Source organism: Acidobacteriota bacterium, assembly GCA_022340665.1.
GTDB lineage: Bacteria > Acidobacteriota > Thermoanaerobaculia > Thermoanaerobaculales > Sulfomarinibacteraceae > Sulfomarinibacter.
The window spans coordinates 18,779-45,325 of the sequence record JAJDNM010000010.1; the positions used below are offsets into that span (position 1 = coordinate 18,779).

General features: G+C 59.8%; 27 protein-coding genes. 13 read left to right on the forward strand and 14 right to left on the reverse strand.

Features of this window, described 5'->3' with window-relative positions; all coding sequences use genetic code 11:
- The first annotated feature begins 16 nt into the window (after positions 1 to 16).
- Entirely contained in the window at positions 17 to 379 is a 363-nt protein-coding gene (locus tag LJE93_01225; protein ID MCG6947525.1) for a hypothetical protein, read from the forward strand.
- Positions 376 to 1,416: a 23S rRNA (adenine(2503)-C(2))-methyltransferase RlmN gene (gene rlmN, locus LJE93_01230; GenBank protein ID MCG6947526.1), complete on the forward strand. Its 1,041-nt coding sequence runs from the start codon at positions 376 to 378 to the stop codon at positions 1,414 to 1,416. The genes LJE93_01225 and rlmN overlap by 4 nt, the downstream gene beginning before the upstream one ends.
- Positions 1,417 to 1,423: 7 nt before the next feature.
- On the opposite strand, the gene LJE93_01235 is transcribed toward rlmN, so the two are convergent.
- Positions 1,424 to 2,155: a polyphenol oxidase family protein gene (locus LJE93_01235; protein ID MCG6947527.1), complete on the reverse strand. Its 732-nt coding sequence runs from the start codon at positions 2,153 to 2,155 to the stop codon at positions 1,424 to 1,426.
- A gap of 102 nt (positions 2,156 to 2,257) precedes the next feature.
- Here LJE93_01235 and ftsE point away from each other — a divergent pair, with 102 nt between their 5' ends.
- Together ftsE and LJE93_01245 are read left to right on the forward strand one after the other, a co-directional pair.
- A complete protein-coding gene (gene ftsE, locus LJE93_01240) occupies positions 2,258 to 2,926 on the forward strand; it encodes a cell division ATP-binding protein FtsE (protein ID MCG6947528.1) in 669 nt (222 codons plus the stop codon).
- Positions 2,923 to 3,777, forward strand: a complete 855-nt coding sequence (locus LJE93_01245) for a hypothetical protein (protein ID MCG6947529.1) — start codon at positions 2,923 to 2,925, stop codon at positions 3,775 to 3,777. The genes ftsE and LJE93_01245 overlap by 4 nt, the downstream gene beginning before the upstream one ends.
- A 53-nt stretch (positions 3,778 to 3,830) precedes the next feature.
- Here the strand turns inward: LJE93_01245 and LJE93_01250 are convergent, their stop codons facing one another.
- The 8 genes from LJE93_01250 to LJE93_01285 form a co-directional block, all read right to left on the reverse strand.
- Positions 3,831 to 5,063 (reverse strand): tetratricopeptide repeat protein, encoded by a 1,233-nt coding sequence (locus LJE93_01250; protein MCG6947530.1) that lies wholly within the window; start codon positions 5,061 to 5,063, stop codon positions 3,831 to 3,833.
- Between the two features lie 35 nt (positions 5,064 to 5,098).
- Positions 5,099 to 5,935, reverse strand: coding sequence for a DUF4388 domain-containing protein (locus LJE93_01255; GenBank protein MCG6947531.1), 837 nt, complete (start codon positions 5,933 to 5,935; stop codon positions 5,099 to 5,101).
- Between the two features lie 9 nt (positions 5,936 to 5,944).
- Complete coding sequence (locus LJE93_01260) at positions 5,945 to 6,667, reverse strand: TonB family protein (protein ID MCG6947532.1); 723 nt, start codon at positions 6,665 to 6,667, stop codon at positions 5,945 to 5,947.
- A gap of 13 nt (positions 6,668 to 6,680) precedes the next feature.
- Entirely contained in the window at positions 6,681 to 7,178 is a 498-nt protein-coding gene (locus LJE93_01265; protein ID MCG6947533.1) for a biopolymer transporter ExbD, read from the reverse strand.
- 12 nt (positions 7,179 to 7,190) lie between these two features.
- Positions 7,191 to 7,640, reverse strand: a complete 450-nt coding sequence (locus LJE93_01270) for a biopolymer transporter ExbD (protein MCG6947534.1) — start codon at positions 7,638 to 7,640, stop codon at positions 7,191 to 7,193.
- A 14-nt stretch (positions 7,641 to 7,654) separates the two neighbouring features.
- A complete protein-coding gene (locus LJE93_01275; GenBank protein MCG6947535.1) occupies positions 7,655 to 8,311 on the reverse strand; it encodes a MotA/TolQ/ExbB proton channel family protein in 657 nt (218 codons plus the stop codon).
- A 180-nt stretch (positions 8,312 to 8,491) separates the two neighbouring features.
- Complete coding sequence (gene ruvC, locus LJE93_01280; protein MCG6947536.1) at positions 8,492 to 8,977, reverse strand: crossover junction endodeoxyribonuclease RuvC; 486 nt, start codon at positions 8,975 to 8,977, stop codon at positions 8,492 to 8,494.
- A 12-nt stretch (positions 8,978 to 8,989) separates the two neighbouring features.
- Positions 8,990 to 9,745 (reverse strand): YebC/PmpR family DNA-binding transcriptional regulator, encoded by a 756-nt coding sequence (locus tag LJE93_01285; protein MCG6947537.1) that lies wholly within the window; start codon positions 9,743 to 9,745, stop codon positions 8,990 to 8,992.
- 233 nt (positions 9,746 to 9,978) lie between these two features.
- Here LJE93_01285 and LJE93_01290 point away from each other — a divergent pair, with 233 nt between their 5' ends.
- The 8 genes from LJE93_01290 to LJE93_01325 all read left to right on the forward strand — a co-directional run bounded on the left by LJE93_01290 (position 9,979) and on the right by LJE93_01325 (position 18,869).
- A complete protein-coding gene (locus tag LJE93_01290; GenBank protein ID MCG6947538.1) occupies positions 9,979 to 12,954 on the forward strand; it encodes a TonB family protein in 2,976 nt (991 codons plus the stop codon).
- An 11-nt stretch (positions 12,955 to 12,965) separates the two neighbouring features.
- Positions 12,966 to 13,193 carry a hypothetical protein gene (locus tag LJE93_01295; protein MCG6947539.1) on the forward strand — a complete coding sequence of 76 codons (228 nt, stop codon included), beginning with the start codon at positions 12,966 to 12,968 and terminating at the stop codon, positions 13,191 to 13,193.
- Between the two features lie 127 nt (positions 13,194 to 13,320).
- On the forward strand, positions 13,321 to 14,121 hold the full coding sequence (gene accD / locus LJE93_01300) for an acetyl-CoA carboxylase, carboxyltransferase subunit beta (protein MCG6947540.1): 801 nt from the start codon (positions 13,321 to 13,323) through the stop codon (positions 14,119 to 14,121).
- Positions 14,100 to 15,311: a hypothetical protein gene (locus tag LJE93_01305; protein ID MCG6947541.1), complete on the forward strand. Its 1,212-nt coding sequence runs from the start codon at positions 14,100 to 14,102 to the stop codon at positions 15,309 to 15,311. The genes accD and LJE93_01305 overlap by 22 nt, the downstream gene beginning before the upstream one ends.
- On the forward strand, positions 15,308 to 16,651 hold the full coding sequence (gene dgt, locus LJE93_01310) for a dNTP triphosphohydrolase (protein MCG6947542.1): 1,344 nt from the start codon (positions 15,308 to 15,310) through the stop codon (positions 16,649 to 16,651). Before LJE93_01305 ends, dgt begins: the two co-directional genes overlap by 4 nt.
- Positions 16,652 to 16,660: 9 nt before the next feature.
- The gene (rpiB, locus tag LJE93_01315) at positions 16,661 to 17,095 is read left to right on the forward strand and encodes a ribose 5-phosphate isomerase B (GenBank protein ID MCG6947543.1); all 435 of its coding nucleotides are present in this window, start codon (positions 16,661 to 16,663) and stop codon (positions 17,093 to 17,095) included.
- A gap of 47 nt (positions 17,096 to 17,142) precedes the next feature.
- Positions 17,143 to 18,393 carry a serine hydroxymethyltransferase gene (locus LJE93_01320; protein ID MCG6947544.1) on the forward strand — a complete coding sequence of 417 codons (1,251 nt, stop codon included), beginning with the start codon at positions 17,143 to 17,145 and terminating at the stop codon, positions 18,391 to 18,393.
- Between the two features lie 29 nt (positions 18,394 to 18,422).
- Positions 18,423 to 18,869 carry a ferritin family protein gene (locus tag LJE93_01325; GenBank protein MCG6947545.1) on the forward strand — a complete coding sequence of 149 codons (447 nt, stop codon included), beginning with the start codon at positions 18,423 to 18,425 and terminating at the stop codon, positions 18,867 to 18,869.
- 31 nt (positions 18,870 to 18,900) lie between these two features.
- Here the strand turns inward: LJE93_01325 and LJE93_01330 are convergent, their stop codons facing one another.
- From LJE93_01330 to glnA, 5 genes are all read right to left on the reverse strand, one after another.
- Positions 18,901 to 19,962: a hypothetical protein gene (locus tag LJE93_01330; protein ID MCG6947546.1), complete on the reverse strand. Its 1,062-nt coding sequence runs from the start codon at positions 19,960 to 19,962 to the stop codon at positions 18,901 to 18,903.
- An 88-nt stretch (positions 19,963 to 20,050) separates the two neighbouring features.
- Positions 20,051 to 20,683: a carbonic anhydrase gene (locus LJE93_01335; GenBank protein MCG6947547.1), complete on the reverse strand. Its 633-nt coding sequence runs from the start codon at positions 20,681 to 20,683 to the stop codon at positions 20,051 to 20,053.
- A gap of 47 nt (positions 20,684 to 20,730) precedes the next feature.
- On the reverse strand, positions 20,731 to 22,263 hold the full coding sequence (locus LJE93_01340; GenBank protein ID MCG6947548.1) for an SLC13 family permease: 1,533 nt from the start codon (positions 22,261 to 22,263) through the stop codon (positions 20,731 to 20,733).
- Positions 22,264 to 22,297: 34 nt separating this feature from the next.
- Positions 22,298 to 23,725: a cytidylate kinase family protein gene (locus LJE93_01345; protein ID MCG6947549.1), complete on the reverse strand. Its 1,428-nt coding sequence runs from the start codon at positions 23,723 to 23,725 to the stop codon at positions 22,298 to 22,300.
- 608 nt (positions 23,726 to 24,333) lie between these two features.
- Positions 24,334 to 25,665: a type I glutamate--ammonia ligase gene (glnA, locus tag LJE93_01350; protein ID MCG6947550.1), complete on the reverse strand. Its 1,332-nt coding sequence runs from the start codon at positions 25,663 to 25,665 to the stop codon at positions 24,334 to 24,336.
- A gap of 198 nt (positions 25,666 to 25,863) precedes the next feature.
- Between glnA and LJE93_01355 the strand changes: the two genes are divergently transcribed.
- Positions 25,864 to 26,439, forward strand: coding sequence for an HDIG domain-containing protein (locus tag LJE93_01355; protein MCG6947551.1), 576 nt, complete (start codon positions 25,864 to 25,866; stop codon positions 26,437 to 26,439).
- Positions 26,440 to 26,547: the final 108 nt, after the last annotated feature.

A 26,547-nucleotide genomic window follows, 5' to 3' on the forward strand; every position in this document is an offset into this window, starting at 1 on the left:
GTTCAGGCGGAGGATGATGGAAGAATCGAGAACCCAACGGCTGCAAGAGCTGCTCAGAAGGCTCGGGAAGGCCCTCCATTCGACCGTGGTGCGCTCGGAGGAGGTCCGGGACTGTCTCGAGGAACTGCACGATGACGGATGGCAGGCCGTGATGATGTTGGAGACGTCCCTGGTCTGCGGTGAAGACGGGTCGATAGAGGTTGGCCGCGGCACGATGCGGCTCCACGTCGAAGACGGCTCGGTGATACCCGAGTACCGAATTGGCGTGGATGATGCAAGATTTCTGGAATCGCTCGGCATAACCGCCGGTCGTCACCGCTCGCCTCCGAAACTCCTTCCGCGACCACAGTCGGAGCCAGACGGCGATCCGCGGACGTGAGCTTGCTGCCAGAGAGGGTTGATCGCATCAATCTGGTAGGTCGGAGCTCGCAAGAGATCGCCGACATCGTCGCTCCCCATGTCGATCGCGGTTTTCGGTGCGCGCAGATCGCACGCTGGGTGATAGACCGCAACGCAGTGGATTTCAGCGATATGACCGACCTCCCAGTTGAACTTCGTCGAGATCTCCAGCGCCGATTTCGTCTCGACGAGCCCGAGGTGGTGCAGATCGTGGATGACGATGACAGTGCGCAAAAGTTTCTGTTCGCCCTGGAAGACGGCGTCCACGTCGAGGGTGTCTCAATGCGCGAAGGTGCCAAGGCGACCCTTTGCCTGTCCTCGCAAGCGGGCTGCGCTGTTGGCTGCACCTTTTGCGTGACCGGTGCAGTCGGTGCGGGCCGAAATTTGCGCGCGGATGAGCTTGTCGGTCAGTACCGCACGATGCTCCGATACCTCGATCGGAAGATCGAACGGGTGAACATCGTGTTCATGGGCATGGGTGAGCCCCTGCTCAATACTGCCAATCTGGGATCCGCGCTTGAGGTCCTTTTCGAACGTGTCAGTCCGAAGAGAATCACGGTGTCGACCGCCGGCATCCTTCCCGGGATCGAGTGGCTCGGCGGGCTCGCGAAACGTCCCAAGCTGGCTGTCTCACTGAATGCCCCCGATCAGGAGCGTAGAGAGCAGATCATGCCGATATCCAGGTGTTATCCTCTCGCCAATCTCCTCATCGCCCTGCGGGAATTTCCGTTGGAGCGTGGTCGCAGGATCACCTTCGAGTACGTGCTGATCGATGGATTCAACGACGCCGTCGCGGACGCCCAGGCCACAGCAGATCTGATTCGCGGTATTCCTGCAAAGATCAATGTCATTCCACTCAACCAAGACGAGGAATTTCTACCTGGACTTCGGCGCCCGCCCGAGAAGACCGTGGATCGATTCGCGGCGCGCCTCAAGGACGCAGGATTGACCGTGACAGTTCGATGGTCAAAGGGCACGGAGGTCGCGGCAGCGTGCGGCCAGCTCAGGGGCCGTTAGCCCAGGGTTAGGCAAATCGGTAAATCATCGACCACTGCCGCCCGGCTTCTTGGCCATCTCGCCGGTAGGAGGCGAGTTCGGGGGTCGAAGCTGTACACGGGCCAACGAGGTGAACATTCTTCGCATCAAGGCCGAGAATCTCCAGGCGAGAGCGGAGAAAGCCGCGGAGATCGACATGGTTGCCCGACAACCATTGTCCTTCGTCGACGTCGATGACACGGAGGCTGTCGATGACCTCGTTGCCGACTTCGTACCGCGGGCCCGAGATGGCGGGCCCGAGGGCCGCGTGGAGTCGGTCGGATGGGACACCGAACTCGACTTCGAACTGCCGCACCACGGCCCCCGTGATGTCGGCGGCCGCTCCGCGCCAACCGGAGTGTACGGCGGCGATGACACCATCACCGACGAGAAGTATTGGCACACAATCGGCCGACCATGCGGCAAGACCAAGTCGCCGGGAGGCTGTCATCAGGGCGTCGCACCTGCCGACGCAGGCGACTTGTTTGAAAGGCCAACCCGGCTCTGCGGCCACCGAGGCGACAATTCGACCGTGAATCTGTTCACACCAGCGGATGGCGTCGACCCGATCGCCGAGGTCGCCAAGAAGTCGTCTCATTCGTGCATCGGATGACAAGGTGGGTGTTGGCGGGCCAAGGGCAAAGAGCATGGCCGCGCCACCAGCTTCAAACACCATGACACGGTCGTCGCCGATGGATGTCAGGCCGTCCAGCCTTTGCATCGCCCAATGATACAATTCGGGGTCTCCGGGGGGTGTGTTGAGAGATCACGGTCAGAGGTCATTTCAAGCCCGAGCTCCGGCGATGAGAGCGCCTGTTAACCCGTGATCCGCCTTCGTTCCGTTACCAAGGAGTATGATCGGCGTGCGATTCTCGACTCCCTGGACCTGCAGGTCGATGCCGGCGAGTTCGTTTTTCTGACCGGGCCATCAGGAGCAGGGAAAACGACGCTGCTGAGACTGCTTTACTCAGCCGAGCGGCCAACACGTGGAGAAGTCTGGGTGGCGGGACGCCGAGTCGAGGAGATGTCGAGGTCGCGGCTGCCCCTCCTGCGGCGCAAAATCGGCGTCATTTTCCAGGATTTTAAGCTTCTGCGGCGCAAGACGGTGATCGAAAACATCACCTTTGTGCTCCGCATTCACGGAGTGCCACCGCGAGAAGCACACCGGCGGGCGTCCCAGGTGCTTCGACGTCTGGGTCTCCAACACCGTCAGTCGGCTTTTCCGGATGCCCTCTCGGGAGGTGAGCAGCAGCGCGTGGCAATAGCTCGTGCGCTCGCCTACCAACCGCGTCTGATTCTCGCTGACGAGCCGACCGGTAACCTCGACGCAGACCTCGCCTCCGAGCTTCTCAGTCTGCTGTGTGACATCAACTACCAGGGCGCAACAGTGCTGGTCGCGACCCACGACCACGCGATTCTCGAGTCCATACCCGCGCGGACACTCGTCCTGCATCAGGGCCAAATTCACTACGATGGAATGTGGCCACCATGATCCGGCATGCGGTTGCCGAAGGTCTGGTCATCCTGCGCGAACGTGCGGCCGTCAGCTTAGTTCTCGCATTTTCGCTGGCAGTGCCGGTTGCGTTGGCGGGTGTCGGCGTTGCTCTTCACCAATGGCTCGACCCGATAGCTGGGATGGCCGGCGAAAAGAGCTCGGTGGCAGTGCTGCTCCACCCGCAGATGGAGTCGGGCGAGAGACGTCGCTGGATCGCCGACCGCGCATCTGAGAACCCGGAATGGAAGATTTCTGAGGTGTCCAACAGTGACGTCATCGGCCGCCTCCAGCGTTGGTTTCCCTACCTTGAAGATTTGATCGATACGGGGGACTCGACCTTGCCGCCGCTGATCGAGATTCAGACGGATGATCCCGATTCGGTCGCTGTTCTCGACGGGCGGGAAGAGGTCCTGGCGGTTGGTCCACGCTCCTCAATCCAACAGACCCTCGGTCAGGTTGCCGGCCGCCTGGCTACTGTCGTGGGTGTGCTGAGCGGCGTCCTTCTGGCCAGCGCGCTTCTTTTGGCAGCTGTGTGGGTTCACCTGGAACTCTATCGGCATGCAGATGAAATTGCCATCATGCGCCTCGTCGGCGCGACCGAAGGCACGATCCGCGGCCCGTTTTTGGTGGCGGTGGTAATCCCGGGAACGGTAGCCGGTCTTCTCGCGATCGTGGGGTCGATGATGCTCGTGGCGAGCTTCTCGCGTCTGACCTCGTCACTCGGACTCTCGGAAGTAACCATTTCGACGCCGGTGCTGGTTTTGCAGGGCGCGGTCTGTGTGCTGCTCCCCCTGATCGCGGCGGGTGTTACCCTCGCCCGCCATTCGCGAGGCGCAGCGGAGAGTTGAAACACAAAAAAGCGCGGCCCGAAGGCCGCGCTCTGATCAATCGATTTATTCTATCAACCACAATTTTCTCGGTACTGTTTCTCGAGGCCGGGGAGCTGCTCTTGGAGCAGCTTGGCATTTTCGATGTCCCCGAGCTTTTCGAGCTCATCGACCTGGAGCTTGAGGGCGTCGATCCTTCGCTTGAACTCCGAGCACTCTTGCTGCGCCTGGACATTCTGCGCGGCTGCATCCCTTTTGGTCTGCATCTCGCTCACCATCTTGGAGTTACCAGCTTCCGAATACCACTGAATGGCGTTGTTGTAGTCCTTCTTCTTGTCGTAGATGTAGCCACCCTGGTTATAGATCTGAGTGCGTAGTTTTCCAGAGGGACGGTTTTTGAGTGCTTGTTGCAGATCTGCGATTGCAGGGTTCAGCTGGTTCATCTGCGTCTTGCACTGTGCCGAGTAGTAGTAAACCAGAGGATTGCTGGACTGCTTGGCTTTGGCGCTGTCAAACCATTGCAGCGCTTTCTGGTACTGCTTTGCTCCGAGCCAGGCTTCACCAGCGAGAAGCTGGTGGTCGAACGTCGGCGAGGCTTTGGCCAACTCGTCGGCAATCTGGCCGGCCTGAGAGTAGTAATTGCTCTTTGCCGAATCTGACCCCGAGCGCCGGCCAAGCAAAAGCCCTGCTCGCACCGCGTTCCGTGCACTGGTCGTGTCCCTCGGGTTGAGCTGGTAGGCCTTTTTGAAGGCCTCGAACGCCTTGGCATCGTCGCCAGCTGCTGTGTAGGCCGATCCGAGAGCCTGCTGCAAGCGGTAGTTGTTCGAATCCGCTCTCGCCTGGGTCGACAGCACGCTAACGGCTTCGCTCGGGCGGTTCGTTTTAGTTGCTGCCTGGGCGAAGAGCAAGGCGTAGCTGGAGCGATGCGAAGCTTCCATCGAGCTCAGGCTGAGCGGCTTCAGGAGCTCGTACGCGTTCTGATATTGGTCCGCTTGCAGTAGCGCCTGGCCGAGCGCGATCTTGTAGGATGCCTGGCTGTCATCGAGATCCACCGCCTTGCGGAGGTTGGCGATGGCCGGGCTGAGCTGGCCGAGGGCGCGCTGCGACACTCCCAGCATGTAGTAGCCCCCCGCATAATCCGGATTGGTCTTGGTGACCTCCTCGAATTCCTTGGCGGCAGTTGCCCAGTCTTTTTGTTTGTAGGCCTCAAGGCCCTTGTTCCACTCGGCGTGCGCGGGCGCCGCCGTCGCCAGCATTATGACAGCTGCCGTGCATGCAATCGCCGCTCGACTGACCCTCGATTTCATTTTCTGTGCCTCCAGTACATCTCACGAGATCACTATCATGTTCTTTGCATTTCCCCCAACAAAGGCCGGACCTGCTCATCGAACATGGCAGCTGTCTCATTGCCCTTGAGGAGGGAGATTGCCTTGGTATGTTGCTCTACCATCCCTCGGAGAGCGTGAAATCCTTCTCCCCGCTCGATCAGAGTCCGCGCTGCAGTGTACTGCTTTTCGATGGTTCGTTCACCCCCGGAGCCGACCACATCGATCGCGACGGAGCGAATCTTATCTGCCAACCCGAGCAGAGTGACGGGATTTGGGCCAGTTTGCCACCTTTGATGGCCCCTACCACCGGCTCCCGGGTTTCCCAGGGCGACGAGATCGTTGGTGACCATCCCGAATAGCAGCTTGGAAACGTCGAATGGTGTCCATTTGAGTCCCCGGCCAATCTCCTCGATCGTCTGAACGCCATCAATGCGCGTGACGAGAATCCATTCCTGGGGACTGAGAGTTACCTGGTCGGCCACCTGTTCCCTGGTGGTGAAGTATGGGACCAAGTCGAGTGAGGGTATCTTCCGCGACAACACTCGCCACTCGTCAAGCCGACGGGCCGCCTCCATCATGAGGCTGGCGTTGGACATGTGAATGGTATCTCGATCCGATACCTCCCCGGGTATGAACGAAAAAGTGCCCTCGGACCAGATGGCCATTTCGTACACCGCGTTGTCACCACGGAGTTCGCCAACCTGGGCGTCGACGATCTGGCCGTCTTTGAGAAAGATTTTCCCCTGAACGTCGTTAGATCGGATTTTGAACATACCGGTCTTGCCCGAAACACTCACGAGTTGAATGACGTCGGGCAGAGGGAGCTCGCTCAAAGATCCATGCAGGGACATTATGGAGGTTTACTGCAGATTGAATCGAACAGTAAGAATGTAGAGGACCTCCACCGGTTTCCCGTTCAAAGTCGACGGCTCGAACCTCCACTTGTTGACAGCATCGACGGCTGTCTCGGTGAGGCCGAGAGGCAGTCCACGAAGAACCTTGACGCTCTGCACGCGTCCATCTTTGCCGATCGTGCACTCCAGAACAACGACACCCTGGATCCGTGCTCTTCGCGCCGCTTCTGGGTAGACCGGGTTCGGACCGCTGATCTTTTTCGGCTCGGTGATGTTGCCTCCGACAACGAACCGAATTGGTCCTTCAGGCTCGGGTGGAGGAGGAGCGTCAGGGACACCAAGGACGAGGTTGTCATCGGGCACGAAGTCGATGTCTTCTTCAGGCTCTTCGTCCCGGATCGGCTCTGGCTCGTCGGGGGTCGGATCAGGAATCGGCACCTTCTGTGTTTTCGGCTTCGGAATCTGCTGCATCTCACGCCGCGGCGGCTGTTTGAACTTGACCTGCTTGACGACGTAGATTTTGCTCTTCTTTTCCTTGGCATCAGACAGGCCACTCGCGAAGGAGGGCCAATGCATGGCGAAGATGATGACGTGGAAGATGATGGCGATTCCCAGTGCCCATCGCGCCGCCTTCTTGTCCTGATTGGCTTCGAGAGCCAGCGTTTCGGCGGTCGTCAACGGCAGTTGATCGCCCTTGTTTTTCGGCGCGGACTTTGGAGAACCGCTCATGGCTTCCCCCTTTTTATTGGATCCCGAGCATCGACCACAGATTCTCGATCTCACGTCTGGTCGGGATCGAGATGGTCTTGATCTCCGTCAACGGGTTCCCGTGAACATCCATGTGCATCGGCTGGCCATCAGCGTCCGTCCACTCGTCCGGAGCCTGGCGCAGCGTGTCGAAGACACGGATCATGTCGCCGTATGTCGCGTCGGGGTCGGTTCGCAGAATCACTGGTTTTTCTGGATTCTGCGTGAGTTTCTCGAGCACATAGGGAAGCAGCCCTTCGAGCGGCAGGCCCTTCGTGTCAACCTCGATTGCGCCGCCACGCATCACGTGGACGTCGATGGAATCTTCCTGCTTGATCTCAGGAGTATCGGTTTCTTCGGGCAAAGCGAAGTCGAGACCGCGGGTCGCAGAAAATGCCGACGTGATCATGAAATAGATGATCAGCAGAAACGAGATGTCGGCCATCGACCCGGTGAAGATCTCCGACTGAATTTCCTTCTTTTTGATCTTCATAGTCGCTCCCGCCTACTCTTCCACGGTCTTCTGCTCGGACAACAAGTAAATAAACTTGACCTTCGATTGCTTGAGAGCGTCGAGCACCGCATCCACGTGTTCATACGGCACCTGCTCATCTGCCTTTATGATGAACTCCTTGTTGGGGTTCCGCGCCACCTCTGTCGAGGCAAATGTCACCACTTCTTCGTTGGTGCTGACAGGCAAGGACATCTCTTCGCCCGTGGAAACGCGCACTGTCAATGGCGCTGTGAGATCGTCCGGCGGAGCAATCGAGATTACCGCTGCTTTTTCGGGGACCTTGATACGAACCCAGGTGTCCGGGAGATCCATCTTCGTGCGGTCGACCTCGACCTTGTAAGTGAGCACGAAGAACACGATGAGCAGGAACACGATATCCGCCATCGATGCGGTGAAAATCTGTGCTGCATCTTTGCGCTCTCTACCGCGGATGAGTGCCATCTGCGGACTCCCTTCTAGGCCTGGCCTTCGCCTCCCTGACTGTAACGCTGGCTGTCCATCTCGGTGAAGGTCTCGATCAACATGTTCGATGCGGTCTCAATGTCACGCACGAAACGAGTGATCTTTGTTGTGTACCAGTTGTAGGTCAGCTGTGCAGGAATTGCGATGATGAGACCGGTGGCGGTAGTGATCAACGCCTCCGAAATGCCGACCGCGACTGCGGCGGGGTTGGTAAGACCTTGCTCAGCAAGAGTCGCAAAGGATTTGATCATGCCGGCAACCGTGCCGAGGAAGCCGAGCATCGGCGCGACGTTCGCTGTGGTTGCGAGCACGCCGAGGCGCTTCTCAAGCCGATCGAGCTCATAGAGCGCAGCATTCTCGATTGTTTTCTCGATGTCCTCACGGGGGTGACCATAGCGCAGCAGACCGGCCTTCATCACCGAGGCCACTGGGCCCTTGCTCTGCTCGCAGATCTTGATCGCTTCCTTGACGTTATGATTGACCAGCAATGCCTTTCGGATCTTGGTCAAGAACTCGGGGACGTTAATCTTGGCCTTCGAGAACACGATGAAGCGTTCGATGGCCACGGTTGCCGCCAGCACCGAGAAGAAAAGAAGCGGCCACATGAAGATACCACCCTGGCGAAAATACTCTGCTACCTGTCCAGTCACGGTCTTGCCTCCTCCTGGTTAGAGTCCTCAAGCGCGGAAAGGTTCCAGACCCATCCATATCCCATTTCACACCGGCCTTTCAACCCCCAAACGAGCGTTCGCGGGTTTCGCGTCGATGCGACCTGTTATGCCTCATTCGAAAATGAAGGCAGGGCATCGTAGCATGAGCCCCTGGGGGCGTCAACGAGATGTTCTGGATGCCCCAAAGTGAATATGTGTGAGTGCTATCGCCATGGCGTCCGCAGCATCGTGTGGCGGAGCCTTCGCAAGCTGGAGGAGTCGCACAACCATGTACGAAATCTGCTGCTTATCGGCTCGACCATAACCGACAACCGCGGACTTGATCTGCGCCGGGCTGTAGGATTCGACAGGCAGGTCGAGCTCGCCAAGCACAGCCAGGATCACCCCCCGGCTTTCGGCGAGTGCGAGACCGGTTTTCGGATTGAGACCGGAGAAAGAGGACTCCACGGCGGCGCAATCCGGTGAAAGTTTTCCAGCGGTCTCCGCCAGTCGCCGCTGCAAGTCGGCGAGCCGTTGGTGCCTGTGCTCCCCGCGCGGGCGGATGACGCCGAAACGTTCGAGTCGGTATCGATTTCCTTCGCTCACGACCAGTGCCCAGCCGGTGGCCCTGGATCCGGGGTCGATGCCAAGGACACGCACAGCCATGCCGAACCGCTATCAACCTTCGGTCAGGAGCTCGTCGTCGACATCGAAATTGGCCCACACATTCTGTACGTCGTCGTGGTCGTCGAACGCTTCCATCAGACGAATCATCTGTTGGGCAGGCTTCCCTTCGAGGCGGGTGGTGCTTGAAGGCTCCATTTCCATCTGTGCGGCTTCGATGACGAGCTTTTTGTTGGCGGCTTCCAGGCTGTCCTTGACGCTGTGTAGCTCGTCGGGTGAGGTGTAGATCCGATAGTAGTCCTGATCCTCCGTGTCGAGATCTTCGGCTCCGGCTTCCAGCGCGAGTTCCATGATTTCGTCCTCGTCGATCTCATCCGATCGAGGGACCAGGAGCAAACCCTTGCGCGCAAACAGCCACGAGACGCAACCGTTCTCGCCGAGATTTCCGCCGTGCTTCGAAAAGAGGTGGCGAATCTCGGGCGTCGTGCGATTGCGGTTGTCGGTCAGAATCTCCAGCATCACGGCGACTCCTCCGGGCCCGTAACCCTCGAAGCTGACCTCCTCATACGCCACCCCGTCGAGATCACCGGTGCCACGGTCTATCGCCCGTTTGATGTTGTCCGCAGGCATATTGGCAGCCTTCGCTGCGGCCACGCCAGCGCGAAGCCTGGGATTGCTCTCAGGATCGCCTCCACCCTCGCGAGCGGCGACGGTGATCTCGCGAATGATCTTGGTGAAGAGCTTGCCGCGCTTGGCGTCAGCTCGCCCCTTTTTGTGCTTGATCGTGCTCCATTTGTTGTGACCCGACATTACGCCTCCCCGTCCTCCCGCGGCACCAAATGGTCGAAACGAACAGAAGGAATCGCATTATAGCGCCCTGCCGTTGATACTCTGAGGAGTCGGAGCCGGGCAGGTGAAATCCACCAACTATAGAGGCGCTGAGGCGGAGGATGAGACACGGCCGTCCACGGTTGACTTTGCAACCCTGTGACAGATAATGAGGTCAGGGCTCTTCGACCAGCGAAGAGATCGAGGGCGGATCATTGAGCACGAAAATTCTCCTTGTCGAATACGACCCGCGCAGCGTGGAGCACGTGAAGACGGCTCTCGCCGGTCCCGAATTTCTCCTCGAAATCGCGGACTCGACTGACGCTGCCGTCGATCGTTGTGCCAACTTCGAGCCCACAATTGTCATCATTACCTCGGTGCTCCCCAAGGTGAAGATCGAGGATGCGATCACGCAGCTTCGCGCCCGCGCGGGACTGCGCGCCACGCCGTTCCTCATTCTCATGTCCGGCTACCAGGGAGATAACCCGCGTGAGGACGCGGTTCGTTACGGTGCGCAGGACATACTCGAACGCCCGTTTGGCGCTGAAATTCTCCGCAATCGAGTCGAGAAGCTTGCCCTCGATGCGCCGAGCCCGGCGGCGACTCAGGCAATTCCGCAGGAAATGCTCGAAACTCTACGTCGCAACGCCGGACTTTCCAATGGCAAAGACGGGCCGATAACGTCCGACGATCTCTTCGGCGACATCCTGTCGGACATGGAAGGTGGCGAACGGCAGCCGGTCCAGCCACCCGCGGACGTGGTCCAGAAACGTTCCAAGCCTGCTCCTGAGATGCCCCCGAGGGCGGTCGAAGTCAAACCTCCGAAGCCGGCAGCGGCCGAAGAGAAACCAGCGGCGACCGAAGGAGGAACAGGCAAGGCGTCTGATGTCGATGATGTGCTTGCTGAGATTCTGAAAGACGATACCCCAACGCCACCGCAAAGCACGCCGTCATCGGCGGACGAGGACGTGGACAAGCTGCTTTCCGAAACCTTGTCCGGCATGGATATCGCGGCGCTCAGGAAGGAGGCAGCCCCGCGTGCCGCCGATTCGAAGCGGCCGCCGAAGCCCGAATCTCCACCTAAACTGGCCACTCCACCCACTGCGAAACCCTCGGGTTCCGCCCCAGAGCCAACCCCCGTGGCCCCCAAGAAGGTAGCCCGGGGAGCGGAGACCCCTGCGAAACCGCCAGCTGCGGACGCGCCCCCCCGGGTTGAGGAGGAGACTCCGGTCACGCCAAGACCGTCCCCTTCCCCTGAGGGTTCGGCGCCGTTGGGTAGGGAGTTTGGCCAATACGTCATCGAGGAGCACATTGCCACCGGCGGCATGGCGGATGTCTACAAAGCCCGCATGATGGGCATGGAGGGGTTCCAAAAGACTGTCGCCATCAAGAGAATCCTATCCAGCCTCACTGATAGCGATGAATTCGTCCGGATGTTCATTGATGAGGCGAAACTGGCCGCCCAACTCAACCACAACAACATCATTCACATCTACGATCTCGGCAAGATCGACCGGTCGCATTACATCGCGATGGAGTATATCGATGGCCGGGATCTTCGATCGATCCTCGAGGAATGCCGCAAGCGCGGCGTGAGGATGCCGATCGAGCTTGCAATTTATATCACCGACTTGCTGGCATCCGCCCTCGAATACGCCCACAAGAAGCACGATTTCGAGGACCGGGCTTTAGGCCTTGTCCACAGGGACGTCTCGCCGCAAAACGTGCTCATCTCGTACGACGGCGATGTGAAGCTCTGCGATTTCGGCATCGCCAAAGCGGCGACCAAGGCAACCCAGACCAGGGCCGGAGCCCTCAAGGGCAAGCTACAGTACATGTCACCCGAGCAGGCCTGGGGTAAGGACATCGATCACCGGTCGGACATCTTTTCGCTCGGCCTTGTTCTCTACGAAATGCTCACCAGCGAGCAGGTTTTCACCGGCACCTCCGAGCTTTCGGTCCTCGAGCAGGTGCGAGATCCAATCATCACCGCACCGTCGATGAAGAACGCTGAGGTCGACGCGGAGATCGACCGGATCGTGTTCCTGGCCCTCAACGCCGAACGTGACGATCGCTATCAATCGGCGGAAGATCTGAAGCGAGATCTCGAAAAACTCGTGCGCAACAGGGGGTGGTCGGCAGATTGCTCTACCCTCGTAGCGTTTCTGAGGAGCATCGATGCGGACGCTGCGGCCGCGGCAACCAGCGATGCCGCATCTCCCGAGCCCGAGCTCACGACTCCGCCTCCGGAATCTCAACAACCGCCTCCTCCCTCCGAACCACCTACTGGCGGCGGCGCAGAGACACCGCCCCCGATCGAGCCTGATGATGCTTCCCATGGTGACGATGGCTTCGCCCACATGCCGACAGATGCCAAGCCAGCGGTGGATGAGGTCGGCCTCGGATTCGAAGATTCCGGGATCGTAATCCAGCCCACCAGGTCTGACTCCGACGGGAAACGCGTGTGGGGAATCCTCGGAGCCATCGCTCTGGTGTTGGTTCTTGCAGGTGCCGGATGGTGGTGGTTCTTCGGCCGCGAGGGATCAGATTCGAGGGCGACTCGGGGGGCTGTGCCGATCGGTTCGTTGCCAACAGAAACACCCTCTCCGGTACCGACGACCGGATTGATGTCGGAGGAGGAAATGATCAACCGCGCTCGCGAAGTGGCGGCCGAGGAAATTACCAGGCAGGAAGAGGCACTTCGCGAGCGCATCGAAGAGGAGTTCCCGACTCCGACCCCTGTACCACCGACTCCGACCCCTACCGAAACACCGACCGAGGTGCCAACGGAGACCCCGACCCCGGCGCCGACCGACACGCCTACCCGCGTACCGGCGACGGCGACACCAACGCCGATTCCGCCTACAGCAACGCCCTCGGTTCGCGAGGGCGACATCGTTGTTCAGGGTCCGGGGGTTGTTCCACCTGTCGTGATCTATCAAGAGTCACCCTCGTATCCCGCCATGGCGGAAAGGGCGCGAGCCGAGGGGTTGGTCGAGGTCGAGGCGCTGGTCGGAATCAACGGGTCTGTCGAAGAGGTTCGAATCACCAGAGTAGAAGGACGAAACCTTGGTTTCGAGGATGCGACTGAAGAGGCCGTGATGAACTGGCGATACAGGCCTGCGACCAGCGACGGCGTCCGAGTTCGCATGTGGGTGACGATTCGGGTACCGTTCAGAATCCAGCAATAAAGGGAGGGGACATGTCAGAACTGACAGATGCCCAAAGAAAGTTTTACGAAGATGCGCTCGAGCAGACGAAGACGGAAATTCAGGACCTCGAGGGTCAAATCCAGGTTGAACTCGGGAAAGTGAAGGAAAAAATCTCTGATTTGCAGAGTGCTCAGAAGGCCGCAAGGCAGATGTACGATGCCGCCTGCCAGCGTCTCGGAATTCCGAACGATCTAGAAAATCCCGAGTCCGGGGGCTGATAGGCTGCACGTCACGAAGTTGAGCACCGCCACCGTCGGGGTGCGGAAGCCAAGAGGGTATACAATTACCAGTCGCTCATGACGGGTCAGCGCATGAGTGTTCTTTCTTGGGGGGGCGGAGCGTTTGATGGCCAACAGCAAGAGTAGATCCCAGGGTTTGTGGGTCAAGTGCTCCGATTGTGGGGAAATTCTGTATCACCGCGAGGTGACCAACAATTTCCACGTCTGTCCTCGCTGTGGATATCACTTCAGGATTTCTGCCGATCTCCGGCTTGGAATGCTCTTCGACAACGGGAAGTACAAGCGCCTCTTCGGCAAGATTCGCTCGTCGGACCCGCTCGGATTCGTGGACTCCAAGCCCTATCCGGACCGGCTCAAGGTCTATAACAAAAAGTTCGCCGGATCGGATGCGGTGGTTATCGCACAGGGCGAGATACACAAGGTCCCTGCAATCGTTGCCGCCATGGAGTACGGATTCATGGGTGGATCGATGGGTTCAGCGGTGGGAGAAAAGCTGACCCGGGCTATCGAACGTTGCATCGACCGCAAGCTGCCACTCATCATCGTGTCTTGCTCGGGTGGAGCGAGGATGCAAGAGGGCATCCTGTCCTTGATGCAACTCGGGAAGGTGTCGGCCGCTCTCGCCCGTCTGCGGGAGAAGCGGCTCCCGTATGTATCGATCCTCACCGACCCCACCACCGGAGGGGTGACTGCGAGCTTCGCGATGTTGGGCGACCTGAATATTGCGGAACCAGGCGCCCTTATCGGATTTGCCGGCCCGCGGGTCATCGAACAGACGATCCGCCAGACCCTGCCCGAGGGTTTCCAGAGATCGGAGTTTCTACTCGAGCATGGCATGCTGGACATGGTTGTTCCGCGGCCTGAACTCAAGGGCACTGTCTCTCGATGTCTATCGATGCTGCGCTGAAGCTCAGAGGCCGCCCGGCCGGCCGGATCAGACCACAACTCGACGGCTTGAGGCGGGTTCTGCGGGAGATGGGCAACCCACAACGCGATTTTTCTTCAATCCTGGTGGTTGGCACCAACGGCAAGGGCTCCACGGCGGCGATGCTGGAAGCGATTCTGCGGGCGCACGAACTCGACACCGGGCTCTTCACCTCGCCGCACCTCGTGCGGATAGAAGAGAGGATCCGGCTCAACGGTCGACCGATCGAGGAGTCGATGCTCTCTCGGGAACTCGCGCGCCTGGACGATTATCCGGAGCTTACCTATTTCGAAGCGCTCACCGCAGCAGCCTTTGCGATATTCGCGGATGCCGGCGTCGATGTAGCCGTTCTCGAAGCCGGAATGGGAGGTTCTTGGGATGCCACTCGCCTGGCGGAAAGCGGGATCGCGGGTATCACCAACGTTGGCACGGACCACGGCAAATGGCTGGGTCGAGAGCCCTCCACCATCGCTCGTGACAAAGGGCGGGCGCTGGCCGCCGCAGGGCGTTCGGTGATCGGGCCCGGAGTGGATAGGGCCCTTGTTGCCGAGCTTGACGCGCCGCACGCGGTCGCCGCCGAAACCATCGTTCAATCCGACAACCACAGCCCGGGGCTGCTCAGGTTGAAATGGGGTCGGCTCGCGCTGGATGTTCGCCCATCGCTCTCCGGGAGATTTCAGGTCGATAATCTCCGGCTCGCCGTAGCGCTCGCGATCGAGGCAGAAAAAGCCGGCTTCGTGGACCTCGACGCTGACCGCATGCGGTCAGCGCTGGAGGCGGTGGACTGGCCCGGCCGTCTCAGTAGGCACCGGGTCGCGGGACGCGAAATCCTGATTGACTGCGCACACAACCTTGAGGCCGCCGAAGCCCTCGCACAGCACCTCGGCACCCTCAACATGCGATACAATCTCCTCTTCTCCTGCCTCGACGACAAGCCGGTGGCCGAGATGGCGGAAGTGTTAAGGCCGCAGGTTGGCGACGTCGCTGTGTATCGCCTTGACGATGACCGTGCGATGTCGGTCGAAGGTCTCGTGGCGGCGTTCCCGGAAGCCGTTGTCGCAGCCGACGCGTTTTCTGCCCTCGATCTCCTGCGTGATCCGGTGATGGCCGCTGGCAGCATGCGCGTCGCCGGCGACCTCCTCGCCGATGCGAATTCGGTGGCCCGCTCATGAGCCGGTTGTTCGTGCGCCGCCGTCGGCAGCTCCAGGCCGATGAGGAGAATCGATTGTCCCTCTTCGCCATTCGCTCATCGGAGTCGACTCGACGGCGCCCGGTAGAAGAGGACCCAGCGGATATCCGGCTCGAGTTCCAACGTGATCGTGACCGGATTCTCCACGCGCGCTCCTTTCGGCGGCTCAAGCACAAGACCCAGGTCTTCGTACCCCATGTCGGCGATCATCCGCGAACCCGGCTGACCCACACCCTGGAGGTTGGCCAATTGGCGCGCACCATCGCGCGTTCGCTCGGCCTCAACGAGGACCTCGCGGAAGCGGTTGCGATTGGGCACGATCTGGGTCACACCGCCTTCGGTCACACCGGCGAGACCGTTCTCGACGAGATCCTCCGTGGTGGAAACCCCGAAGTGAAGCTACCCGAGGCTGTGGTGGCGGAAGTCGGCAGGTTCAAACACAACTACCAATCGTTGCGAGTCGTCGACCTTCTCGAGCGACGATACGATTCACCGGGGTTGAATCTCACTGACCAGGTCAGGGAGGCGATCCTCAAACACACCACCTGGAAGGTGGACTACCATTTTCCGCTGCCCGACCGTGAAGGCCTTTTCCTGAATCAGCCGTGCCACCTTGAGGGGCAGGCGGTGGCGATTGCTGACGAGATCGCCCAGCAGACCCACGATCTCGAGGACGGCCTGCGCGCGCGATCGGTAGAGCTGGAAACGGTCGAGGAGTTGGCTGCTGCACAACGGGTGATCGAGACAATCGGCTCTGATCGCTACTACGGCGAACGGAACTGGATTCGCCAGAATACCCTCGTGCGGGGCCTCATCCAGCTCTTCATCTCGGATGTCGTGGCCGCATCGGCCGAGCGGATTCGAGGTTTTCTCGAGCAGCACGAGATCGGTGATCACGCCGACTTCGTCAGACTTTCCCGTGCGGTGTCGCAGACTGCGGTGTGGATGTCGCCCGAGATCGCCGAGCTCTTTGACGAGCTCAAGAGCTTCATCTATGCCCGGATCATCAACCAGGGACCGGTCAGCCGCCAGGACTGGCGGGCGCGAAAGGTGCTGACCGCCCTTTTCGGAACCTACTGGACGGCACCGGCCACTTTGCCCGACTACCTCCTACGGCGTGCGGCCGAGGAGTGTGCCCTGCCGTACCTGCGAGACCTTCCCCTGAAGAGAATTGCGGGAACTGTTGCCGAGCGCTACCATTCGAGTTCCGGGTTCGCGCGGCTCATCGTGGATCATCTCGCGGGGATGAGCGACCGTTTTGCCCTCGAGGAGTATCGCAGGCTGCAGCTGCCGTCACCGGAGCAGGACCTGACTACGATCTGAGGGGGTTCAATGATAGTTATCGCCTCCGACCACGCGGGAGTCGATCTGAAAGCGCGGCTCATCGAGCTCATCGGCGAGGCCGGACACGAAATCCAAGATTTCGGCCCCGCCGCTACCGGCTCGGTTGACTATCCCGACTACGCGCACGCCGTGGCCGAAGCCGTGGCCGATGGTCGAGCCGATCGCGGAATCCTCATCTGCGGTACCGGGATCGGCATGAGCCTGGCCGCAAACCGGCATCCTCGGATTCGGGCGGCACTGTGCCACGATGCCTTGACCGCCGAAATGGCGCGTCTTCATAACGACGCCAACGTGCTATGCGTCGGCGCACGGACCACGGGTGAGGCCGTAGTCGAGCAGATCGTGCGCATCTTCCTCACAACCGCCTTCGAGGGCGGTCGCCACCAGCGGCGGGTCGAGAAGATCGAACGGGAGGATCAATGACCGATAGCTTCAGGGAACGGTTCTTCGCTCTCCACAATCAAGCCGTGATGGCATCGGATCCAGTAGTGGCGCAAGCGCTCGAGGACGAACGGCGGCGCCAGAACGAAGGTCTCGAGCTGATCGCGTCAGAGAACTTCGTGTCGCCGGCAGTGCTGGCGGCGATGGGCTCGGTGATGACCAACAAGTACGCCGAGGGCTATCCCGGTCGTCGCTATTACGGCGGCTGCCAGTATGTGGACGTCGGCGAGGATCTGGCCCGCGAACGGGTGAAGGAGCTTTTCGGTGCCGAGCACGCCAACGTGCAGCCTCACTCGGGGGCTCAGGCCAACATGGGCGTCTACCTGGCGGTGATGCAACCCGGGGACACCATGCTTGGCATGGACCTCACTCACGGTGGTCACCTCACCCACGGCCACCCTCTGAACTACTCGGGCAAGGAGTTCGAGGTCGTAGCCTATGGGGTGGACAGGGAGACCGAGACCATCGATTACGATCGCCTGCGCGAACTCGCTATCGAACACAAGCCCAAGCTCATTGTCTGTGGGGCCTCCGCCTATCCCCGGACGATCGATTTTGAACGTCTCCGCGCTATCGCCGACGAAGCCGGTGCCTTGCTGATGGCGGACATCGCCCATATCGCCGGGCTCATCGCCGCCGGCCTCCACCCCTCACCCGTGCCCCACTGTCAGTTCGTCACCTCGACCACCCACAAGACCTTGCGCGGGCCGAGGGGCGGGATCATCCTGTGCACGTCTGAGTGGGCGGAGGCGATCGACAAGGCGGTTTTCCCGGGAGTTCAAGGCGGCCCCTTGATGCACGTGATTGCGGCCAAGGCGGTGGCGTTTGCCGAGGCCCTCCAGCCGGAATGGATGGAATACCAACGGCAAGTCATCGAGAACGCGGCGGCGCTGTGTGAGGCGGTGAAGAAGCGCGGCTGGCGAATCGTCTCGGGCGGCACCGACAACCACCTCTTCCTCATCGATCTCGGCGCCGACTTCATCTCCGGTAAGAAGGCCGAGCGATGGCTCGGGCTAGCCGACATCACGGTCAACAAGAACACCGTACCCTTCGACACACGCAAGCCCTACATTGCGTCCGGGCTGCGCATCGGTACCCCGGCAGTCACGACCAGAGGCATGGGACTGGCCGATATGGAGACGATCGCCGAGTTGATCGATCGGGTCTTGCGGTCCGACGAGGACAAGGAGGACGAGACCAAAATGGCCGCCTTCACGGCCGCAATGGAGGCGGTCAAGGCCGAAGTCCACGCCCTGACCGCCAAGTTCCCGTTGTACTAGGAATCCAGAATTCCGAATTGGAGGCGAACGTGAAGAGCTTCGACGAGATTCTCGACTTCGCCATCGCTAACGAGCAGAAGGCGCACGATCTCTATGTTGAAATTGCCGAGCAGTCCCGCCGGCCCGGCATGCGCAAGGCCCTCATGGAATTCGCCGCCGAGGAGATCAAGCACCGGGAGAAGCTCGAAGCCGTCAAGGCTGGAGAGCGCCCGCACCTTAGCGTCGAGAAGGTGGAGACCCTTGGCATCGCCGAGCGCCTGATCGAGATCGAACCGGGATCCGGAATGAACTATCAGGGCGCCCTGCTTTTTGCCATGAAGGCAGAACAGCACGCTTACGAGCTTTACACCGGGCTCGCCAATGCGACCGACGACCCGGCTCTGCGCGAACTCTTCAATGGCTTGGCGCAGGAGGAGCTCAAGCACAAGCTGCACTTCGAGCGCGAGTACGATGAGGTGGTACTCGAAGGCATTTAGCCCGCATGAGAGACTTGATGAATGATGCGAGCTAATTCCCCGCTCGCCTTTCCCCCAACCAGACCTCGAACTCGTCCGCGTGCCTGACGTTGAGAACCTGTTGGCGGGGTACCTCCGCACGCATGGCGATGGCGGCCGCGAAACCGTCGAACTCAAGGTGAGGAACAGCGTGGGCGTCGGAGGCGAGGAGAATTTCACAGCCGGAATCGACCGCAAGTCGGGCGAGGTCGGGGTCGAGATCCTGCCGCCGTGGGAAGCCGTTGATCTCGACCGCGACGCCAGCGTCGGCGCAGGCAGAGAAGACAGTCTCCCATCGCGCTCTGAGACCTGGGCGGTGGTGAAAGTGTCGGCCCCGAGGGTGGGCGAGGATGTGGACCTCGGGCGTGCTCACGGCGCGCACGAGGCGTTCGGTCTGGTCACGATCAATGTCGAAGTTGCTGTGAACGGCGGCGACGACGCATTCGACCTCGAGGCGCTCAACCTTGGGGACGTCGAGGGTGCCGTCTTCAAGGATCTCGACCTCTAGGCCCTGGAAGATCCGGTGATCTTCTCCTCGTTGGTCGTTCCAAGTCTCGACCCGGCGCTGCTGCAGTCGAACGCCGTCCCGGTCGAGACCAGAGGCCACCTCGAGGCCGCGCGAGTGGTCCGTGACCATCGACCAGGCATAACCGCGACGGACGCACGCACGGGCCATGGTCTCGAGTGACGCCTTGCCGTCGGAGTGTCGGGTATGCCAGTGGCAGGCTCCGCGCATTCGTTGGGGGTGGAGATCCATCGGACCTGCGCGAAGCGTTTCGGTCATCTCGACGCGGCTCAGATATCCCTGCCGGGTGTTGCGCCGGCGTGGGGGCTGGTTACCTCGAAGGCGCTCGACTGCGGCGTGAACAGCATCTTCGCCTCGACACGCCAGGAGCTGCTGGATCAACGGTTGAAGCCAGCTGGGAGTGTCGCGCCGAAGGTCATGCTCGGCATCGTTCGGGTTGTCGAGGGCGGAATACCCGGCGCGCAGCAGTGCCAGGCGCCGGTCTCCGGGCGGTTCCGACTCGGCGAGGGCAAAGAGAGCCTCCGCCAAGGCACCGTTGGCGATCCTCATTTTCGATCCCACTTGCGAAGGTGAACTCCCAGGTGCGGTTTTTTGTTTTTGACATCGAGGCACGGTTGCTGAGCCCAAAGACCTGAGACTATCCTCCAGCAGCGGATTCAGCGACGGTGTCCCAGATGCGACGGCCCTCATCATATTCGGAGATCTCGCCGGTATGCAGATCGTACAGCCACGCGTGGATCGCAAGATCCCCCGATTGCTCGCGGTCGACCACGCACGGGTAGGTCCGGAGATTCTCCAACTGCATGAGCACGTTCGTTTTGATCGTCTCGATGTACAGATCGGCCTCAGAAGCATGTGATCTGAGGACTCGCTCGCGCGCGGGCAGGGCGAGTTTGAGCCAGGCGGCGATGTGCGGCTCGCTGTCCGGTTCGGACGGTGCTTCAAGGGCCTTGATGCCGCCGCAGTCGGTGTGACCGCAGACGACAATGTGGTGTACGTCAAGGTGAATCACCGCGTACTCCACGGCCGCACCGGTTGCGCAGGCGTTTGAGCCGGCCGGGGGCACCACGTTGGCAATATTGCGCAGGATAAAGAGTTCGCCAGGATCGGCACCGGTGATCATCTCTGGCACCACCCGAGAGTCCGAGCATCCGATCCACAAGACCTTTGGATCCTGTCCTTCTTCAGCGAGCTTTTCGAAGACCTCGTGGTGGGAGTCGAACTTCTCCCTGAATTTCTGATATCCAGTCATCAGCTTCGAAGTCGGCAATTCATTCCCTCCAATCTCTGCCGTTTGTTGGCCCCTCCGTTGGCGGATCAGGGCGTGGCGATCGTTACCTCCATACCCATCACGGGCCAGATGAAGATGACGAAAGCCGTGATCACTACCATCAGCAATAAACTGGCGGGAATCCCCGCCTTGAAAAATTCACCGGATGTGAACTGCTTGCTTTCATAGGCGATGGCGTTAGGTGCGGCGCCGACAAGGAGCAAGAATGGCATTCCGGCTGCAACCAGAGATCCGAAGAGAATGACCTCCCCACCGACTCCCAGATAGGGTGCGACTTTGAGTGCCACCGGAAGGCAGATGGCGATTGCGGCGACGTTCATGATCAAGTTTGTCATCATCAGTACAAAGAAGGTCATACCGAGGATGAAAACCAGGGGCGGTGCAGTCTTGAGTAAGGAAACGGTGTTGATCGCCAGCCAGTCAGCGGCGCCGGTCAACACCAAGCAGTAGCCGAGGCTCATCGCGCCTCCGAATAGCAGAATGATATTCCAAGGCACATTTTCGAGATCGCCAATGTCGAGGATCTTGAGGACAAAAAAAAGCACTGTTGCGAGCAGAATCACCCCGCTCTTATCGACGTTTTTCAGTGCCGGAATGAACGACCGCAGGCTCATGATCGACACCGCCCCGACCACGATGACCGCAGCCTGGATCTCCTTCGGGGTGATCGGACCGAGGTGGGTGTAGAGGTCCCTCGCGCGTTCACGGAGTCCCGGGATGGACGCCCGTTCGGGCGTGTAGTAGACCATGAAGAAGGCCCAGAGGACGAACACCATCGTCCATCCGATCGGGAACATGTACCAGGTGAGGCCGAAAAAGGTCACATCCTGACCGGAGATCTCATTGTAAAAGCCGAGCGCCACCGCGCCGCGGGCCGCACCAAGCAGGGTGACGATACTGCCTGCACCGGCAACGTACGCCATGCCAATGAAGAGTCCTTTGCCGAAATTCGTTGGCTCGTCGCCCTCTTCATAGAGCCTGTAGATCGCCACTAACAACGGGAAGATCGTAGCTGCAACCGCCGTATGGGCCATCACGTGGGTGAGGGCGGCGGTCATGATGAAACAACCGAGGTAGATGCGACTGGTTTTCTCGCCTACCAGAACGAGCATCTTGTAAGCCAACCGCTTCGTCAAACCGGTCTTTGTGAACACCATGCCGATGACGATCGACCCGAAGATGAACCAGACCGAGGGGTGCATGAACTCCTTGAAGGCGAGTTCGCCGCCGCGAACGGGATCGTCGCTGCCGACCAGCATGACGTCCGGTCGGATCAGGAAGAGCACCTGAACGACCGCAATCGTGATACTGGTGATGCCGATCGGGACGACCTCGAAAACCCACCACACTGCGGCTAAGAGGAACAGACCGAGCGCTGCCTTGCCCTGAGAACTCAGTTCGAAGGCTTCCCCCATCGGGTCGATCGCATCCGGCCACGGCGGCGACAGATAGACGGTCAAAAACAGCGAGATCCCGAGCAGAATGAAAAAGAGCCGTTTCCAGTCGACTGGCGTCTCCGCTCGTTTGCGAAATCGGATGGTCCAGCGTCGACGGGACATGGAGTTGGTGTCGGGGGCGGATGCCGGCGTTGTTTCAGGCATCGGTGCCGTCCTCGCCGCTGCTTGCCTCGGCAGGCTGTCCGTACTCCATGATGAACTGCGCGGCGATGTCAAAAATGTTGGTCATCAAGATCACGCCCGCAACCTTCTCACCGTCGAGGACCGGCACCAGGTCGACCCCGTGGTGGAGCATGGTTGAAATGACTGTCGACAGCGTGTCGTCGACCTGGACAGTGCCTTTGATCGGCACCATGACCGATGAGATCGGCTTGGTCGACGCTTCGATGGCAGACCGCGAAAACAGGGAGGTCCATCGGATGGCGAGCTCGCTCGGCATGGAGCCCCCGAAGGGGACCAGCTCCTTGATGTGCGCCTCTATTTCACGGTCATCTCGGAGGTGAGGGATCAGGCCTTTGAAGAGCTCTCGTCGGCTGACGATGCCAACCAGTCGATCGTTGTCGTCCAAAACCAGGACGTAGCGCGGCAACATGATGTAGCCGTCCTGCAGCTTGACCGCCGATGCGCTAAGAGCGACGATCGCCTCGCGGATCGTACAGCTCAACTGACAGTGCGGATACCTCTCGGGCGGCAACATGACGTCGCTCGCCTTGGCGTCTCGTGATGACAGTGCGAAATCCGGATCGAGCCGAACATCGATGGGTGCCACACTGCCGTGATCCGTGGTGATCTTCTCGACGCCTTGGATTTGGCTGATGAATTCAATCAGCTCCTGTTCAGCCGCAACGAAAGACTTTCCTCCGGTCAGTATGACCTCGGAGTTCCGAACCTCGACCTGAGCGATCTCGGGTGTGTACGGCGAATTGAAAAAGAGCTCCGCCTTGATCTTGCGTTCGAGGGCGAAGTCTTTGTAGTCCTGAATACACTGGGGAGTCGGCTGGTAGTCGTCACCTTGCATGATTTCAGCGATCATCGCCGCCGCATGGTCGATGCTGAGGTTTTCGAGGTTGACAACGAGGTCGTAGAGATCGGAGTCGTTGATGTCGGCGTGGAAGATCTGCTGACCCCATCGTGCACGGTACTCGTCGGTATCTCTGATGTAACGTTTCGCCTCATCCTCATTGAGACCGAGACGCTGCATGCACGTATCGATCCGAAACTCCATGGGCGCGACAATCCGCACCTTGAACGCGTTGCACAGGTCGGCGAAGAGAAACTGTCCGGCAAGGCCGTGGTAAATGCCATCGCCTTCCGGGAGGAGTTCGGTCACCGTCGCCTGGGTGGCAAGGAGGTAACGCGTCTTACGGTGGGTGAATCGCTGGAAGAAGTTGGCCGGAAGGTAGAGACCTCGGAAGAGCTCTTGTTCGGTCATCCGATACGTCTGTGCTGCAGCCGAGGATACGTCCTCTTGGCTCAGCACCTTCCAGCCGAGGCGTTCGTGGAGCTCGTCTGCGAGAAGAGCGCCACCGCTGCAGGATCCGCGTGAAATGGTGATGATGGGCACGGTTGAACCCCCGTTACTCACTCGTCGGTGGCAGACCGGTAGTTGGGACAGTGTACGCTCGAGTAGTATTCGGCGAGCCCGATGGGTCGTTTGCGGTCGTCCGTTTGGCGGTCACATCCCACCTCGCGTCGCGTTCGCGACACGACATCGCCATTGGGGCGTGCGGATCAACGGTATGAATTAACACCGCCTCGTGTCGGAGGGACGACCCGTTCATGATCCGGAATCGGGTCATCCACGGCACCGGGGCCGAAAGAAAAATTCGCAAGAAGCGTGCCACGACATGGTTCAATACCGAACCACGCAACCCATTGATTTTGAGACGTTTTCCCGGTGGGTTGGCAACGTTCGACACGAGCATCACAGGGTAGGCGATGTTACTCTCGCGTAACAATCGCAGGGTCCAGAAGGCCGTCTATAGGCGCGGTCGTTATCGATGACGAGGCGGCACTCTCACTGGAAAAGGCCAAGGACCAGATGACCCCGTTGGCGTCGACAGCCATAGATGTGGACCGTGTTCGGTTCAGCATCCGGCGGGCGATCTTGCCCTGGCTCTAGATCACCGCGGTAAACACGCCCACCAAGCTGTCGCGGGGCAAATATTCCGATCAGTATCTATCGAGATACCGCTCGAGCTCCCAGTCGTGGATCTCTTTGATGTACTCCGACCACTCCGTTCGCTTGTTGAAGAGGAAGTGCTTGAAGATGTGGTCGCCCAAAGCTTCGCGGAGCATCGTGTCCTTTTCAAGGAAATCGAGCGCCTCGTCGAGGCTTGCCGGGAGCTGGTGGATCTTGAGACGTTTCTTCTCTCGCATACTCATGTCGAAGATGTTGCGGTTGACGGGCTCGCCGCAATCGAGTTCGCGTTCGATGCCGTCGAGCCCGGACGCGAGCATCGCGGCGAAGGCGAGATATGGATTGCACGCCGGGTCCGGAATCCTCACCTCGCAGCGCGTGCCGACCCCGCGGCGGGCGGGAACTCGGACCATCGGTGAGCGATTCTTCTCAGACCACGCCACGTTGACCGGGGCCTCGTACCCGGGCACCAGTCGCTTGTACGAATTCACCAGAGGGTTGGTCAGGGCGACGAACGCGCGAGCGTGAGCGAGGAGGCCACCAATGTATGCACGCCCGACCTTCGAAAGCTGCCACGGGCCGTCCGCATCGTAGAACGCGTTCTCGCCGTCCGCGGTGAACAGAGACTGGTGAGTGTGCATGCCGGAGCCGTTGACCCCGGCCAATGGCTTGGGCATGAAGGTAGCATGGAGGCCGTGCATGAGCGCGACCTTCTTGACAACGAAGCGAAAGGTGATGACAGCGTCGGCTGTGGCGACCGCCTCGCCGTACTTGAAATCGATTTCGTGTTGGCCGGGGGCAACCTCGTGATGGGCGGCTTCTACTTCGAGATCCATCGCTTCCAGCACCAGCGTAATGTCTCGTCTCGCTTCCTCGCCAAGGTCGCGAGGGCTGAGATCGAAGTAACCGCCGGAGTCGTGCGTCGCCGCGATTGCCTCGCCGTTCAAGTCGCGCTGAAAGAGGAAGAACTCGGCCTCGGGACCGGCCATCATGGTGTAACCCATTTTTTCGGCCTTGGCGACAACGCGTTTCAGCACGCCGCGCGGACAGCCAATGAAGGGAGTTCCGTCGGGGTTCGCGATATCGCAGACCAGGCGGCCGACTTTGCCCTGTCCGGCGTCCCACGGGAAGATCTGGAATGTTTTGAGGTCGGGGACCAAAAGCATGTCCGACTCTTCGATTCGCGTGAAGCCTTCGATGGAGGAGCCGTCGAACATGATCTGACCATCGAGGGCCTTTTCGAACTGGCTTTCAGGGACCTCGACGTTCTTGATGATGCCGTCGATATCGGTGAACTGGAGCCGAAGAAAGTGGACATTCTCTTCCTTGGCCTGGGCGAGGATTTCGGCAGTTAATTTTGGCACAGTGTTGCCTCCAAGCATGTCGTTCGGGAGATTTTGGTTTTGAAATTGCGAAAAGTCAAGAGATTTTTTGCAGAATGTATAGAATTTTTGAGTCAAAATGCACATACGATGCGAATGCATCTCAATCCTTTTGTGTTCGGGGGGAACGTGGCATCGGTCGTGCACAGGCGGACGTTATACTGACCAGCGGAGGCAAGAATGGGTGACGCACCGAATCGTGAGGATGCGTGGGCGCTGCTCACCGAGTACACCGACAATCCCAGCCTGATCAAACATGCACTTTGCGTGGAAGCCGCGATGCGGGCCTACGCCCGGTCCTTCGGCGAGGACGAGGAAATGTGGGGCGTGATCGGGCTCATCCACGATTTCGACTATCAACAGAACCCGACCGAGGACACTCACCTCCACGTCGGCACGGCGATCCTCCGTGATCGCGGCTGGCCGGAAGATTGGGTGCGAATCGTCGCTTCGCACGCGGATTACATGGGTGTGCCACGAGAAAGCAAAGCCGCGAAGGCCCTGTTCGCGGTCGATGAGCTGTCAGGCTTTCTGACCGCTTGTGCGCTCGTGCGACCTGACAAGGCGATCGCCGAGGTCAAGGTGAAGTCGGTCAAGAAGAAGCTCAAAGACAAGGCATTCGCCCGTGGCGTCAACCGCGATGACGTCCGAAACGGCGCTGAGGAGTTGGGCGTCGAGCTCGGTGAACACATCGAGTTCGTGCGTGAAGCGATGGCGACGGTCGCCGATCAGCTGGAGCTTCCACCACCCGAATAGGATTGTCCGCCGTCCGCCCTGAACAACGAAGACACGAAGGTACAAAGTTGTTCACAAGGTGAATTTCCTTGTGTCCCCTAGGTGTCTTGGTGCGTTTGTGGTTGATGT